Annotated in this window: 17 protein-coding genes and 1 tRNA gene; 12 read left to right on the top strand and 6 right to left on the bottom strand. The window is 61.7% G+C overall.

Annotated elements, in window-relative coordinates; all coding sequences use genetic code 11:
• Nucleotides 1-68 precede the first annotated feature (68 nt).
• Together GRS80_RS12580 and GRS80_RS12575 are read right to left on the bottom strand one after the other, a co-directional pair.
• The gene (locus tag GRS80_RS12580) at nt 69-680 is read right to left on the bottom strand and encodes a hypothetical protein (protein WP_160047864.1); all 612 of its coding nucleotides are present in this window, start codon (nt 678-680) and stop codon (nt 69-71) included.
• Nucleotides 681-825: 145 nt separating this feature from the next.
• Nucleotides 826-1086 (bottom strand): hypothetical protein, encoded by a 261-nt coding sequence (locus GRS80_RS12575; RefSeq protein ID WP_160047863.1) that lies wholly within the window; start codon nt 1084-1086, stop codon nt 826-828.
• Nucleotides 1087-1765: 679 nt separating this feature from the next.
• Here GRS80_RS12575 and GRS80_RS12570 point away from each other — a divergent pair.
• From GRS80_RS12570 to GRS80_RS12525, 10 genes are all read left to right on the top strand, one after another.
• The gene (locus tag GRS80_RS12570; protein ID WP_160047862.1) at nt 1766-2131 is read left to right on the top strand and encodes a NifU family protein; all 366 of its coding nucleotides are present in this window, start codon (nt 1766-1768) and stop codon (nt 2129-2131) included.
• A gap of 152 nt (nt 2132-2283) precedes the next feature.
• A complete protein-coding gene (locus GRS80_RS12565) occupies nt 2284-2880 on the top strand; it encodes an amino acid-binding protein (protein ID WP_160047861.1) in 597 nt (198 codons plus the stop codon).
• Nucleotides 2877-3818 (top strand): homoserine dehydrogenase, encoded by a 942-nt coding sequence (locus GRS80_RS12560; RefSeq protein ID WP_343161561.1) that lies wholly within the window; start codon nt 2877-2879, stop codon nt 3816-3818. Before GRS80_RS12565 ends, GRS80_RS12560 begins: the two co-directional genes overlap by 4 nt.
• A 171-nt stretch (nt 3819-3989) precedes the next feature.
• Nucleotides 3990-4229, top strand: a complete 240-nt coding sequence (locus tag GRS80_RS12555; protein ID WP_160047860.1) for a hypothetical protein — start codon at nt 3990-3992, stop codon at nt 4227-4229.
• A gap of 176 nt (nt 4230-4405) precedes the next feature.
• Nucleotides 4406-5668: a translation elongation factor EF-1 subunit alpha gene (gene tuf / locus GRS80_RS12550; RefSeq protein WP_160047859.1), complete on the top strand. Its 1263-nt coding sequence runs from the start codon at nt 4406-4408 to the stop codon at nt 5666-5668.
• A complete protein-coding gene (gene rpsJ / locus GRS80_RS12545) occupies nt 5669-5980 on the top strand; it encodes a 30S ribosomal protein S10 (protein WP_149080585.1) in 312 nt (103 codons plus the stop codon).
• A gap of 224 nt (nt 5981-6204) precedes the next feature.
• On the top strand, nt 6205-6894 hold the full coding sequence (locus GRS80_RS12540; protein WP_160047858.1) for a rhomboid family intramembrane serine protease: 690 nt from the start codon (nt 6205-6207) through the stop codon (nt 6892-6894).
• A gap of 524 nt (nt 6895-7418) precedes the next feature.
• Nucleotides 7419-7490: transfer RNA gene (locus GRS80_RS12535), tRNA-Ala, on the top strand.
• A gap of 373 nt (nt 7491-7863) precedes the next feature.
• Nucleotides 7864-8481: a rhomboid family intramembrane serine protease gene (locus GRS80_RS20750; protein WP_160047857.1), complete on the top strand. Its 618-nt coding sequence runs from the start codon at nt 7864-7866 to the stop codon at nt 8479-8481.
• A gap of 202 nt (nt 8482-8683) precedes the next feature.
• Nucleotides 8684-8854, top strand: a complete 171-nt coding sequence (locus GRS80_RS12525) for a hypothetical protein (protein ID WP_160047856.1) — start codon at nt 8684-8686, stop codon at nt 8852-8854.
• 55 nt (nt 8855-8909) lie between these two features.
• On the opposite strand, the gene GRS80_RS12520 is transcribed toward GRS80_RS12525, so the two are convergent.
• Entirely contained in the window at nt 8910-10019 is a 1110-nt protein-coding gene (locus tag GRS80_RS12520) for a M20/M25/M40 family metallo-hydrolase (RefSeq protein WP_160047866.1), read from the bottom strand.
• A 231-nt stretch (nt 10020-10250) separates the two neighbouring features.
• Here GRS80_RS12520 and GRS80_RS12515 point away from each other — a divergent pair, with 231 nt between their 5' ends.
• Entirely contained in the window at nt 10251-10913 is a 663-nt protein-coding gene (locus GRS80_RS12515; RefSeq protein WP_160047855.1) for a hypothetical protein, read from the top strand.
• 115 nt (nt 10914-11028) lie between these two features.
• Here GRS80_RS12515 and lysA read toward each other — a convergent pair whose 3' ends face one another.
• Nucleotides 11029-12264 carry a diaminopimelate decarboxylase gene (lysA, locus tag GRS80_RS12510; RefSeq protein WP_160047854.1) on the bottom strand — a complete coding sequence of 412 codons (1236 nt, stop codon included), beginning with the start codon at nt 12262-12264 and terminating at the stop codon, nt 11029-11031.
• Between the two features lie 199 nt (nt 12265-12463).
• On the opposite strand from lysA, the gene GRS80_RS12505 reads away from it, so the two are divergent.
• On the top strand, nt 12464-12943 hold the full coding sequence (locus tag GRS80_RS12505) for an SHOCT domain-containing protein (RefSeq protein WP_343161560.1): 480 nt from the start codon (nt 12464-12466) through the stop codon (nt 12941-12943).
• A gap of 146 nt (nt 12944-13089) precedes the next feature.
• Here GRS80_RS12505 and GRS80_RS12500 read toward each other — a convergent pair whose 3' ends face one another.
• Together GRS80_RS12500 and GRS80_RS12495 are read right to left on the bottom strand one after the other, a co-directional pair.
• Nucleotides 13090-13479, bottom strand: coding sequence for a type II toxin-antitoxin system VapC family toxin (locus GRS80_RS12500; protein WP_160047853.1), 390 nt, complete (start codon nt 13477-13479; stop codon nt 13090-13092).
• The gene (locus GRS80_RS12495; RefSeq protein WP_160047852.1) at nt 13476-13724 is read right to left on the bottom strand and encodes an antitoxin VapB family protein; all 249 of its coding nucleotides are present in this window, start codon (nt 13722-13724) and stop codon (nt 13476-13478) included. The genes GRS80_RS12500 and GRS80_RS12495 overlap by 4 nt, the downstream gene beginning before the upstream one ends.
• Nucleotides 13725-14202: the final 478 nt, after the last annotated feature.

Here is a 14202-nt window from a genome sequence, read left to right as displayed (position 1 = left end):
ACTCTATTTCGTCCTTCACTCAGCTACCACACCAGCGTTTGCTCCAGTTTCCCGAGACTCAGCACAACTCACGAAGCAACCTTCGGGAAGTACCGAATATTGTATTCACCATCATAGATTTCCTTAAGAAGTATCCCACCAGAGTCTGTTTCGACCTCAGACTGTTCGAAGTCTCCTTGCTCAAGAAAAATCTCTAAGAGGTTATTCTTGTCGAGTCCATCTGTTACTGATACGAACAAATCATAGATTCCTCGGGTTGATTCGATATCAATAACTGTCCCAAGACCTTGATATACTTCGGAGTCATTAAAACCCACTTCGAGCTCTTGGAGATACACTTCGAATATATAATCCAACTCTGGATTTTGAGGAAGGTCCGGCCCACGAAGAAAATAGAGTGCAGGTTCTAACTCCTCGGTTTCAATGGTAATCGTACCACTCTCATCGGCAGTGACCTCCCTTATGAATGAACTTGATGTGACATTGATGTCAATTTCCTCGACTATTCTGAGGGCATACGTGGCGTATGGGTCAATTGCATTCCCACTAGCAACTATATCCTGGCCCTGCCAAGAAGAGTAGTAGTTAAAGGTCAGATCATCATCATTCCCATCCGCAGCTTCTACTGTTGAAAGTGTAAGTGCTGTCCCACCACTGACTAAGAAAGCACGCCGATTCATATCGCCTTAATTGGATGCGGAATTGATAATAGTTTGGGCAGACGCGCGAGGCAGTGGCCTACTATATAGAGTGGACCTGATGAAGCGCCCAGGTCATGTTCTCCGCGGACTGCGAGACATAGCACTCGGCGGTCTTGGCCTGTGCTCACCCCATCATTGCCTGGAGGGAGAGGATATCCAACCCCCGGGCTGCGAACGCCGAGGCCGCAGTCTCGCGAAGTGCGTGCGGGTAAAGTAATCCGTCCTCGAGTTCGTCCGCCTCTCCGGTCGCCCACTCGAGCCGACGACGGATCGCCGAGTGGGAGTACGGCCATGAATCGCACTCGTCGAAGAAGCGCCCGATCGAGATCTCGACGCGGACCGAAGTGAAAGTGGATCTACTTCCGACGGTGGTTGCTCGGGGCAAGTTGGAACTCGCCGACAACGTCCTGCGGCTCGATGTCGTGCTAAAGGAGCCGATCGGCAACCAGTTGTCACGCTCGCTCTGACAGCTGTGGATCGACCTGTTCGTACTGTACTGAAAACTCGGTCAGAGGGGTAGCGACGAGGAGATCGTCGCAGCGATCGTCAAGAGGGATCGTTGGGTCTGGCCGTGGCATCAAATAAAAAGAGTCGGATGAAACATTAGACCAGCCAGTACTACAGTCCGAAGTGCCAGACGCCGGCCATGACGATGGCAAGCATCGACAGTCTGTAGTACAGTGACGATTCGCCGTCTTTGGATGCGCCCATCAACCTCGCGACCCACTTTGTTCGTGCCTTCCCACCAACGATGTTCCAGCCTTGATCATTGTCGTCGGACATTGTGTTTGTGAACATGTTGCAGTGTCACAATTCTTTTGGTGGAATATCTCATCAGTTGAGATTAGCAAACCACTCCGAAACAGTAGGGGCAGATTCGGCGAGAAGGGGATTCGCGGCGCTCGAGGACTCGAGAAGCGTGGTTTCGACGCCGTAGCCGGGTGAACGATCGAGGCGAATCCTGATCGACGTCCGTCACCGTTTCCGGGGACCATCAGGGTCGTTCCTGACGATTTCGGTCGCGTGACCAAACCTATTCACCGCTCGAGCACCTAACGCGACCAATGACCGAATCCGACACCGACTCGACGCTTCGCGAGCGGGTCGAGACGTGGCTCAGCCGGGAGATGCCGATCATTCAGATGCACGGGGGGACGAGTGCGGTCCGGGAGGCGGACCCGGAGACCGGCGAAGTCGTCATCGAACTCGGCGGCGGCTGCAAGGGGTGTTCGGTCAGCGACGTCACGACGAACAACATCGAGGCCGAACTCCTCACCTGGCCCGAGATCGAGGAGATCACCGTCCGCGTCCCCGACGCCCGCGAGAGCCTCGGTGGCCCGGATCAGGCCGAGTCGATCATGGGAATCGACCGCACAGAGGGAGGGCGCGGCGACTGGGGATCGTCGAATCCCGGAAAAGACCACCTGTGAACGCCCAGCCGTAGATCGAACGCGACGACGGCCGAGTGGTGATGGTTGACACGGGCGGACAGTTTTGGGAACGCCTATATGCTTTTACGCGTCAATTGCGGAGTCGTACACAATGAGGACGCGTGGATGCCCCAAAGCAGGAGGTGACGACGATGGTCGACGACGCTGACGAGCCCGTCGAACCCGTCGAGGACGCCGCAGACGAATCCGATGAGGAACCCGAGACAGACGGCGGCGTTCGCGCCTACACAGTCCGACTCGAACTGGTCGACGAACCGGGCGAACTGCTCCGCGCGCTCGCCCCGATTGCCGACAACGGCGGCAATCTCCTGAGTATCCACCACGAGCGTGGAAACATCACTCCGCGCGGACACATCCCGGTCGAGGTCGACCTCGAGTGTCCGCCGGACCGATTCGACGGAATCGTCGACGCGTTACGGGACGCGGGCGTCAACGTCATCCAGGCCGGCGCCGAACACTACGGCGAGGAAGTGAGCGTCGTGCTCGTCGGGCGACTCGTCGAGAACGACCTCTCCGATACGCTCTCACGGATCGAAGACGAGGTCGACGCCGTCGTCCTCGATCTCTCACTGGCCGCACCCGAGGGAACCGAAGGTGTCGCCAGCGCACGCGTCCGGCTCGCGATCGACTCCGGGCGCGCCGACGAGGCGCTGGGAGCGATTCGATCGATCGGGACCGACAAGGAACTCACCGTCGTCGAGCCGCTTCTGGGAGGTGAGACGGCGTGAAGCTCGCGATCCTCGGTGCGGGTGCCGTCGGCCGTTCGGTCGCCGATCTCGCCGGCGAGTACGGTCACGACGTCGTCGCGCTCGCGGACTCGAAAAGCGCCGTCGCGGACGACGCCGGCATCGACGTCGAACGAGCACTCGAACGAAAAGCGGGCGGCGAGCCCGTCGGCTCCGGCGCGCCCGAGAACGTCTTCGAGGCCGACTACGACGCGCTCGTCGAGGCCACCCCGACCACGCTCGACGACGCCGAACCCGGCTTCTCACACGCGAGACGCGCACTCGAGGCCGACCGCCACGTCGTCCTGGCGAACAAGGGCCCAGTCGCCGAACGCTACGACGAACTCCGGGCACTCGAGTCCGACAGTGCGGGATCGGTCCGCTTCGAGGCGACCGTCGGCGGCGCGATTCCGGTGCTGTCGACGATCGAAGACGAGACCCCACAGGCCGTGACGGCCGTTCGCGGCGTCTTAAACGGCACTGCGAACTTCATCCTGACTCGGATGGCCGCCGAGGGGCTCGATTACGAGCACGTCCTCGCGGAGGCCCAGGACTTAGGCGTCGCGGAGGCTGACCCGACGTTCGACGTCGACGGCACCGATGCCGCGCTCAAGTTCGTCATCCTCGCGAACGTGCTCGCCGACGGCGGCTTCTCGCTTTCCGACGCGACCGTCGATGGCATTCAGAACGTGCCAGGAAGCGCACTCGACCTCGCCGCCGAGGACGGCCGGACGATCCGACTCATCGGCGAGGCAACCCGCGAGGGCGTCCGTGTCGGCCCCCGACTCGTCCCCGAAAACGGCGCACTGGCCGTCTCCGGGACGCGAAACATCGTCCAGATCGAGACCCGCCACGCCGGCTCGCTCCACTCGAGTGGCCGTGGCGCAGGCGGTCCCGAAACCGCAACCGCCGTGCTCTCGGACGTCGGCCGACTCGAGTAGGTCGTCCGGACGGTCCGGGACGGTCGTCTGCGGACTGTTTCTCGCAGTACGACCCAGTCGGATGCGTTTCACGCCGTCGTTTCTCTGCGGGGTAGGTGGACGATCTCGGTGGCCCACAGACGGTCGCGGTTACGCCGGAAACGATTTACAACAGCCCCTACCACCACCCGTATGGAGAGTATCACGATAATTTACGTGATCGCGTTCGTTCTGCTCGCGGCCGGCGTAATCAACGCCTGGCGACGCGAACGCCGCCGGAACGCGATCGGTCTGTCGTGTCTGTTCGTCTCGGTCGCACTCATCCTCGCCAGCAGTTCGATTTCCGGACTGGCCGGCTGGATAGACAACGCAGTCACGATATTGTCGCTCGCCTTCGCCGCCGTCGGTGGCTATCTCGTCGTCACGGAATAACCGAACTGCCCCACTACTCGAGGCCACGGAGGCGACGAACCCAAAGATCCAATCCGTGTGAAACAAACACAAACCGCAAGAGGGCACCGGGTTCGACTGAACGAGCTTTCGAAATGGTTTTAACCGCAACGGGCGAACAAGACCGATATAAGCGCCTCTGCGCGTGAGCTACAACAATGAGCGAACAACACCAGAACCTGGCCATCATCGGCCACGTCGACCACGGGAAGAGTACGCTCGTGGGACGACTCCTCTACGAGACGGGGAGCGTACCCGAGCACGTCATCGAACAGCACCGCGAGGAAGCAGAAGAGAAGGGCAAGGGCGGCTTCGAGTTCGCCTACGTCATGGACAACCTCGCCGAAGAGCGCGAACGCGGTGTCACCATCGACATCGCCCACCAGGAGTTCTCGACCGACGAGTACGACTTCACCATCGTCGACTGTCCTGGCCACCGCGACTTCGTCAAGAACATGATCACTGGCGCGAGCCAGGCCGACAACGCGGTCCTCGTCGTCGCTGCTGACGACGGCGTCGCACCCCAGACCCAGGAGCACGTCTTCCTGGCCCGCACCCTGGGTATCGACGAGCTCATCATCGGCATCAACAAGATGGACATCGTCGACTACAAAGAAGAGACCTACGACGAGGTCGTCGAGGAAGTCACCCAGCTGCTCAAGCAGGTTCAGTTCAACACTGACGACGCCTCGTTCATCCCGATTTCGGCGTTCGAAGGCGACAACATCGCCGAGGCCTCCGACAACACGGGCTGGTACGACGGCGAAATTCTGCTCGAGGCACTCAACGACCTGCCGGAGCCGGAGCCACCGACGGACGCGCCGCTTCGACTCCCGATCCAGGACGTCTACACGATCTCCGGTATCGGTACCGTCCCAGTCGGACGTATCGAGACCGGTGTCATGAACATCGGCGACAACGTCTCCTTCCAGCCCAGCGACGTGGGCGGCGAAGTGAAGACGATCGAAATGCACCACGAAGAGGTGCCCAAAGCAGAACCCGGTGACAACGTCGGATTCAACGTCCGCGGCATCGGCAAGGACGACATCCGCCGCGGTGACGTCTGTGGCCCAGCCGACGACCCACCAAGCGTCGCCGAGACGTTCCAGGCACAGGTCGTCGTCATGCAACACCCATCCGTGATCACGGCCGGCTACACGCCGGTCTTCCACGCCCACACCTCGCAGGTCGCCTGTACGATCGAGTCCATCGACAAGAAGATGGATCCAGCAAGCGGCGAGGTCGCCGAGGAGAACCCCGACTTCATCCAGTCGGGCGACGCTGCCGTGGTCACCATCCGACCACAGAAGCCCCTCAGCATCGAGCCGTCCAGCGAGATCCCCGAACTCGGGAGCTTCGCCATCCGCGACATGGGTCAGACCATCGCGGCCGGCAAGGTCCTCAAGGTCAACGAGAAATAAATGCAGCAGGCACGCGTTCGACTCGCGGGTACGAGTCCAGAGGACTTGGACGACATCTGCGACGACGTCCGCGAGATCGCGAACAACACCGGCGTCAACCTGAGCGGTCCGATTCCGCTGCCGACCAAGACCCTCGAGGTGCCGACCCGAAAGTCACCTGACGGCGAAGGCACTGCGACGTGGGAGCACTGGGAGATGCGCGTCCACAAGCGCCTGATCGATCTGGACGCCGACGAACGCGCACTCCGACAGCTCATGCGCATTCAGGTGCCAAACGACGTCTCGATCGAGATCGTCCTCGAGGACAACTGAGACGAATTGCGGTCCCGATTTGCCGGTCCGACCACAAGACGATCGCGGTCGTGCCGGAACTGACGGACTGCAGACCGTATGAGGCCGATCGCGATCGCCGGTTCGCACGGATTTTCACGTTTTCTCGAGGCTACCACCGTTCTCTGTAGCGCCGCTGCACTCGATCGAACTCCGCACGTAGCGAGGTCACGGGGACTTTTGGCATTCGCCGTCGCAGTAGCGGTATGGACCGGTCGTCGTCGAACTCGAGTGTTCGAACTCGACAGCCGTCGGCCGACCAGCCGGGGTCGGGCTCCTCGAGTCCGATATTCGAACTGCTGGTGGTCTTCGCCGTCGTCTACGTCCTCCAGGGGATCGCCACACTCGCGGGCGTGATGGGTGGACTGTTCGTGCTCAGTCCACCGGTAGAGCACAACCCATGGACCATCGTGACGAGTGTCTACGCCCACGGCGGTCTCTGGCACCTCCTCTCGAACAGCCTCGCGCTCATCGTCTTCGGCTGGCCGGTCGCTCGAGCGACAACACGGTTGCGATTTCACACGTTCTTCCTGCTCACGGGATCGATCGCGGGTGTCTCCCAGATCGTCCTGACGGCGTTCGCCGCGTCGGTCCCGATGCTCCCCGTCACGCCGTCGCTGGGCGTCCTCGGTGCCAGCGGTGCGGTGTTCGGCCTCCTGGGATATCTCGTCGCCTCGAACCGACTCTCCGCCGGTCTAGCGACGTTTGTCGACGTTCCACGCTGGCTTGCGGTCGTCGTTTTCGTCGCACTCGCCGCCACAGTTACGATCGCGACCGCCGCACCCCGAACGGCGCTCGTCGCACATTTCGTCGGATTTCTGCTCGGGTTGATTGCGGGCCGTACTCGGCTTCTGTCCGTTCGGTCGAAGTCGACCACCGATCGACGAGCGGTCTGATCTCCCGATCCGAAATCATCAGCTAGGCCACAGCCGCCGGTTCGGTAGCGCCGATCGCAAGCGTATTGCAGTCTGTATTCTCGTCGGAATCTCGGTCGGAACCGCCGTCGCTATCGAGCTGTCACCGATGGGGCGTTGAGCCACACGAAAACGCTCGGGCCGAAGATAGTACCGTACGTTCCGTGGACCGCCACCGGCGTCACTGCGATGTGTGCCGTTCTCGCGGTAAACGGCATCCGGAACGGACAAGTCTTTACCATGCGACGAATACGTTCGTTCACTCTGATTGGGCACACTTCTCCGGGAACGTTCAGTTGTGGCCCCCGTTCGCCGCTGTCTTGGCTTGGCTCACGAGCGACAAACACGTCCCCGGTGAACGCGAACGCGAGGAATCAGTCAATAACCTGACGCTCGAGTGTAGGAAACCCCGCTCGAACGATCCGACCGCTCGGATCTCGAGAAAGCCCCGCACGCCGTCGTTGAAACACAAGCTACAAATACAAACCGGAGTTAGAAGTGGTCGAGGGCTCGTAGATCAGTGGCAGATCGCTTCCTTCGCAAGGAAGAGGCCCCGGGTTCAAATCCCGGCGAGTCCACTCCTTCACGTCGCTTCGCTCGTTCAGTCGTGGACTCGCCGAACATCGCAACCGCTTCGCGATTGCTCAATCCCGGCGAGTCCATCATTCTGCGACGCGAGCAAATTCGCGAGCGTCGCAAACTGTCTTCGTACGACATCACGTTCCCGAAAGACGACCTCCGTGTTGAGGAGCCACTCGAGAGAAACGGCGAATTCAGAGACGAGCACCATCGTTACATCTGTCACGTCGAGAACAGTGAATAGACGCTCGAGGATCCGCTGGGAGAGATCAATCGGGACGGTCGCGACGGGGTCAATTTCCCATCAGCATAATTCAAATTCAAAACACATTTGGTGCGTTGAGAGCAAACCGTTCGAAACGTTTAGCAATCGTGCAATCGATAGATCTTCGTCGAGCGTCCCGCGTTGTGGGGAGGATGGCTCTTCCGTACGTTCCGGTGGTGGCGTTTGCAGTCGTCGCCGTGAGTGGATTCTTCGAGTATACCGATACCAGGGCGATCCACCTGTTTGGAGCCACGGAGGGGCTGTGGGTCGTACTCAATCCGTTCTACTACGTTACGAACATGTTTCTCCATCTGGACTGGTCGCACTTCCGTACCAATATGCTTCTGTGGATGCCGTTTGCGATCCTCCTGACGTGGATGACGAGCAACAGGCACGTGTTGGGACTCGTCGTGGGGACCAACGTGTTGACGAGCCTGGTCCTCGCTATCGGTGGGATGGCCGTCTGGGGCCTGAGCGGTGCGGTCTTCGCGGTCGTTGCGGCAACTCTCGTTCGAGCAACGGGATACGCGATGCGAGGTGTGTCGAGGGACACCCTCATCGCCGCACTCGTAGGGGTACTCTTTCCGACGACGTTCGCGCTTCTCGCCATCATGGTTCTAGCCGGCAGACAAACCCATATCTCCCACGTCGGACACCTCCTCGGGTTCGCATTCGCGGGTGTGATCGAGACGGTATTCGTCGTTGCCGGTCGACAGAATCGGTGACCTGACGAGGCAGTCGACTCGAGTCGGTGTCGACACCAATACTTCCGACCGACCGCTGTCCAGAGCTTCGTACAGTGTCACCCGGGATTCGTTCCGTTTTCGAGCGGCAAGCCACCGTCTCGAGACGGACAGCGGATGGCCGTCACCGGTCGGTTTATCTTCGGTGTTGCCGGACGTCGATCAAGTCGTATGTCGTCACACTGTGGGCGATATTTACAACGGGCTCGTCGGTTCGGGGTTCGCCGTCGAACGAATGCGTGAACCCGGAACGTCGGACCCCGAAGACTACGACCCAGGGCCGTGGGGTGAGTTCACGCCGGAGTTGATGAGCAAGCTTCCAGCAGTGTTGATTTTCGAGACGCGAAAAGAGTGACCACACTCCGGCAATTCGAACGTCGAGACGAAACGCGCTCGGCGCGTTTGCCGAATCAGGCGAGCAGTTCCGAAAGTGCTTCCTCAAGCGCGTCGGCTGCCGCCTCGACCTCGGACAGTCGAACGTACTCGCGCTCGGCGTGAGCGACAGCACCCTCCTCGTCGGCCAATACGCCGGGTCCGAAGACGACCGTCGGTGCGTCGGCGGCGAAGAAGCCCGCCTCGGTCGCCGCGCCGAACGGGCGGACCTCGCCACCGCTCGCCGCCTGCAACGTCCGCACCAGTCGCTCGTCCCCGTCGGTGACGAACGCCGTCGGGAACGGCGTGTCCGGGCGGATAAGGTCCACGCTCACCGACAGCGGGTCGGGAACGTGCTCTTCGAGGTATACGTCGAGACCGGTCCGGAATGACTCGCTCGTCTCCGGGGGGACGCTTCGCCGGTCGAACGTGAGTTGACAGGACTCGGGAACGCGGTTGGGCGCTTCACCGCCGGCAAGCGCCGTCGCCGTCAGCTTGGGTTCCCCGAGAACCGGGTCCTCGCCAGGTCCCGCCTCCTCGTCGTAGGTATGGAGTGCCGCGAGAACATGCTCGAGTCCGAACACCGGATTTCGCTCTGCAGGAACGCTCGCGGCGTGGCCGCTCTCGCCCTCGATCGTGATCGTCCCCTCACACTGGCCGCGAGCGGCGATGCAGACGTCGAGATCCGTGGGTTCGCCGACGATGAAGCCGTCGGCCGAGAGCCGGTCCTGCAATCCGGCCGCGCCGGTCATCAGCGTCTCCTCGTCGGGGGTGATCGCGAGCGTCAGTTTGCCGGCCGTCGGTTCGACGCGCAAAAATGCGGCGAGTAACGCGGCGAGCGGCCCCTTCGCGTCGCAGGCACCGCGTCCGCGGACGACCTCGTCGTCCCCCTCCCGGTCGCGCTCGAGGGGGACGTGAGGCGCGACCGTGTCGATGTGGGTGTTCAGGACGACGTGCGGACCCTCGTCCCCGTCGGCGTCTCCGGTTTCGCCCTCTCGAGTCGCCAGGACGTTTCCGAGGTCGTCGACCGCGGGCTCTGTGCCGGCGTCGCGAAGCGTCTCGAGCAGGAGATCGCGCATTTCGCCTACGTCCTCGTGGGAGGGCGTCCGGACGGCGTCGGCGTGGAAGGTCTGGATGTCGAAGCTCATGGGTCTGTTATGGGTGCCGGTGTGGCGATCGGCCCGTCGGCGCTCGCCTCGAGTCGCCGACGGCGGGTAGATGTCGGCAGTAGCCGCCACCGGGTGATAAGCGCAGCCATTTTCCCATCTTCGGACCGTAAGTCGCCCGTCGTCGGTCCTGTGAGCCGACGGCTCGAGGAATTCGGTCCCGATTCGACTCCGTCCGACACTGTTTTCGTGCCGACTTTCGGACTCGAATACATGTCCTCCAACCGACGCACGTTCCTCGTGTTCGCCGGTACCAGTGCGGCGATGTCGCTTGCGGGGTGTACTGCCGTACGCAACGCTGCCGAAGACACGGTCGCCCCGCACGATCCGATCGAGGCGTCGCTCACCTCCAAGCGACTCTTTGGCGTTCGAGACGAGCGGGGATACGAGCTGTTTCGAGCGCGCGCGTATCCGGAGAGCGCTGTTCCGCTCGAGGAGACCGACGGACCGGTGATCCCGAGGGGGATCGATACCGACGACGCGCCGACGGTTCCGGGCGCGGTGGTCGTCCATCCGACGCACCGCGAACCTGCCGGAACGCTCGACGCGGCCGTCTCCGGCGACCGGGACGTCCCTGCGGATCTCGAGGATTTCACGACGCCCGAGGCACCGCTCACCGCCGACGTGGCCGACCGCGAACGGCTTGCCGACGCGTTCGACGAGTTCGTCTTCGACGGCAAGATTACCGTCGCCGAACGGGACGACGCCGCCACGCGCGAGATGTCGATGCCGATGCTCGCCGGCGACAGAACCCACTACGCGTTCGCACGCAAAGCGTTCGACACCCTCCGAATCGGTGACCAGTTCCGGTTCCGGCCGTCCTACAGCCGACCGAGATACGTGTCGGACGTTCTCGAGCACTGGACGGCGTACTGACCCGCTGGGCGCTGGCCTCCCGTCGGTCGTACGGGTCGTAAAATGATTTCGCGAGGAATCTCGTTTGCGACCGCCGCGTGAGACGCCAGACGTGTCACCTCGGCCGTTGAGTTACCTACTGCTCGAGTCGCGTCACGTCCTCGAGCGTCTCCCGCCGGCGCCCAATGCGAGTCTCGCCATCCTCGAGGACGACCTCGGCCGGCTTGGGCTGTGAGTGGAACTGATTTGCGAGTTCGTAGCCGTAGGAACCCGCATTGCCGATCGCCAGAATATCGTCGCGCTCCGGTTCGGCGATCGGCCGGTCGTGGGCGAAGACGTCCGCGCTGGTACAGACCGGGCCGCCGACGGTGACCTCGAGCGGGTCGCGCTCGGGGGCGGAGACGTTCAGCATGGGGTGATAGGAGCCGAACATCGCGGGCCGGATCAGCGTCGAGAGGCTGGCGTCGACGCCGACGACGGTCGTATCGGGTGCCTCCTTGATCGTGTTGACCGTCGTCAGGATGAGCCCTGCGTCGGCGACGATGTAACGACCCGGCTCGAGTTTGAGCTGTGCCTCGAGGTCGCCCACAGCGTCGCGGACCATGTCCGAGGTTTTTGCGAGGTCGAGCGGCTGTTCGTCCTCGCGGTAGGGAACGCCGTAGCCGCCGCCAATGTCGACGAATTCCAGTTCATCGTCGCCGACACGGCGAGCCATGTCGCCGACGCGCTCGATTGCACGGCAGTGATCCTCGAGGTCGTCGGTCAGGACGCCGCTGCCGGCGTGGGCGTGGATCCCGACCAACTCGAAGTCCTCGCGGACGCGGTCCGCCATGTCGGGGACGCGCTCGTAGGGAATGCCGAACTTCGCGTCGGCACCAGTCGCGACCTTCTCGTGGTGGCCCGTCCCGATACCGGGGTTGATTCGGATCGCGATTCGGCCGTCGTAGCCGCGTTCTTTGAGGCGCTCGAGGGTATCGAGCGCGCCGATGGTGATCGTCAGGCCGGGGTTCTCCGCACCGAGTTCGGCGGCGTAGTCTAAGTCGTGAGCCGGCGGATTCACTGCCGTGTACTGCAGTTCGTTGGGGTCCGCGCCGGCGTCGATCGAGCGCTGGAGTTCGCCCCAGGCCGCACACTCGATCGTCCCACCGGCCTCGAGGACGGCCTCGAGCACTGCCTTCCCGGTGTGGGCCTTCGCGGCGTACATCACGTGGGCGTCGGGGAACGCCGCGGAGAAGCGGGTGTAGTTTTCCTTCACGCGATCGCAATCCATCACGTACAGTGGCGTATCGTACTCGTCGGCGAGGGACTCGAGGCGTTCCGTGTCCCAGTCCGTGAGCCGGCGAACCGCCGGCGAGTCCGTGAGGTCGGTCATTAGTCACTGCAAGTGACCGCGAGGATTCAAGGGTTTGGGTTCAGGGTCGTTGCGGTCGGCCGCTCGATCGACCACCCTGCTGTTTCGGCCGACCTACTGTTGAACGCAATTCCCCGTCCGGGACCAATGCAATTCTGTTCTGTGAGGGTGAATACTGCAAGGCAATAGACTTTTTTCTGTACCGACACCATTTCGAGGAGTGACACAGCCGCTCACCTCAGTCGTCAGCAGCGTCGTCAGTATGCTGACCGTCGGACTCGCGATGGGGCTGCTGTTTCTCGGCTGGTCGAACTTCTGGATCGTGTTCGTGGTCGGATTCGCCTTCGTCCTCCCGGCGGCTGTCCAGCTCGCGCAGTGGTACGAGGGCGAATCCTCGGATCCGATAGACAATTTACAGTTATCACAGTCGTCTCCCAGCGGTGAACAGCAGCAACGACAGCACCGGCAGCAACAGCAACGACAGCACCGGCAGCAACAGCAACGACAGCAACGACAGCAGCAGCAGGCACTCGAGACGCTCCGAGAACGGTATGCCAGCGGTGAAATCGACGACCCCGAGTTCGAGCACCGCGTCACGCATCTCCTCGAGACCGAATCGATAGACGACGCGGCGACGTTCTACCAGAACGACGACGAGACGGCCGCCGAGAGGGAGCCGGAACTCGAGCGGGACGACTGAAAGGGAACGTTGTACCTCCCTCTGGGTTCAACCGAGAATGGTCGCGGTTACACTGGACTATCGGTACAACAGATCTCTGGAACCTCACTGCCGAAGCGTGTCCTCGCGTCGGCCGCCTCGAGTGTCTCGGTCTCGAGCGAGCGACGTCAGTACGAACGCACTGTAAGACCGTCGATCCGCTCGAAGTGATCGACGTTCCTCGTCACGACCGGGTAGTCGTGAACGAGCGCCGTCGCGGCGATCATGACGTCGGTCTCGTCGATCGGTTCGCCCGACGAAACGAGATCCGCGTTGATCCGACCCGCACGTATCGCACACTCGCGGTCGAACGGGAGTTCGTTGATGTCTGTGAGCAGCTGCCGGACGGTCGCCCGTTCGTCGTCCGTCGAATCTGCAAGGTGGATCCCTTCGTGGAGTTCCATTACTGTTACAGCGCTCACGAACGGCGCGCCGCTTGCATCAACGTCTTCGATCAACTCCGCTACATCGCTCGAGCCACGCAACACGTCGATGAGAAACGTCGAATCGAGGATCATTCGTTCAGTTCGTCAGCGAACTCCGAGACGCGTTCTCGATGCGTGTCGGCACGTTCTTCACGACGACGGTCCACGATCGCCGCTAGCTCGTCGGCGGTATCCTCCTCGAGGGTGCCGTGATACTCGGCGAGCGTGACTCCGCCCGTCAACCGTCGGACGACGTCACTGAAGCTCTCACCCTCTCGTTTGTGCGCTTTGAGTTTCTCGTAGGCGTCGTCTGCCAGCGAAATCGTTTTCGTGCCCATATCCCTGTGTATGCACGTACACAGGTAAAACGTGTCGCCTGTCGAACGCTACTGTCGCGAAATCACTCCCGCAGCACGTCCTCGCGTTCCGTCGCCTCGAGCGTTTCCGTCTCGAGATCGGTCGTCTCCGTTGGGCCTTTCCGTTCACGTCTTCGGCGTCGGGGCTGTGGCCCCGGCATGCGCTCGAGCGGTTACAGAAGTCAGTGTAAAGTCGGTCGCGAATTCGCGGCCGTCCCGCTGGTGACGGCCGCAGTACTGCGACCGATCTTCAAATAGTTCTGTCCAACAGTATAAACAAAGAGATGAAGCTACAGACGCTTTTGTAGGAAACCGGTGAGCCAGCCCTCCGTCGAAACCCGATTCGGTAGCATACCGTTTGTATGGCGGTGGGGCAGAATGGGTCTCATAGCGTGATGTTAGGACTAGCGACATCGTTTCCACGGTGATAATTGGCGAGAGCAACGGTTAGACGAAGGCA

The organism is Natrialba sp. INN-245 (assembly GCF_009807105.1).
Taxonomy (GTDB): Archaea; Halobacteriota; Halobacteria; order Halobacteriales; family Natrialbaceae; genus Natrarchaeobius; species Natrarchaeobius swarupiae.
Note: the sequence above shows the minus strand (reverse complement) of the source record. Positions and strands in the feature narration are given on the sequence as shown.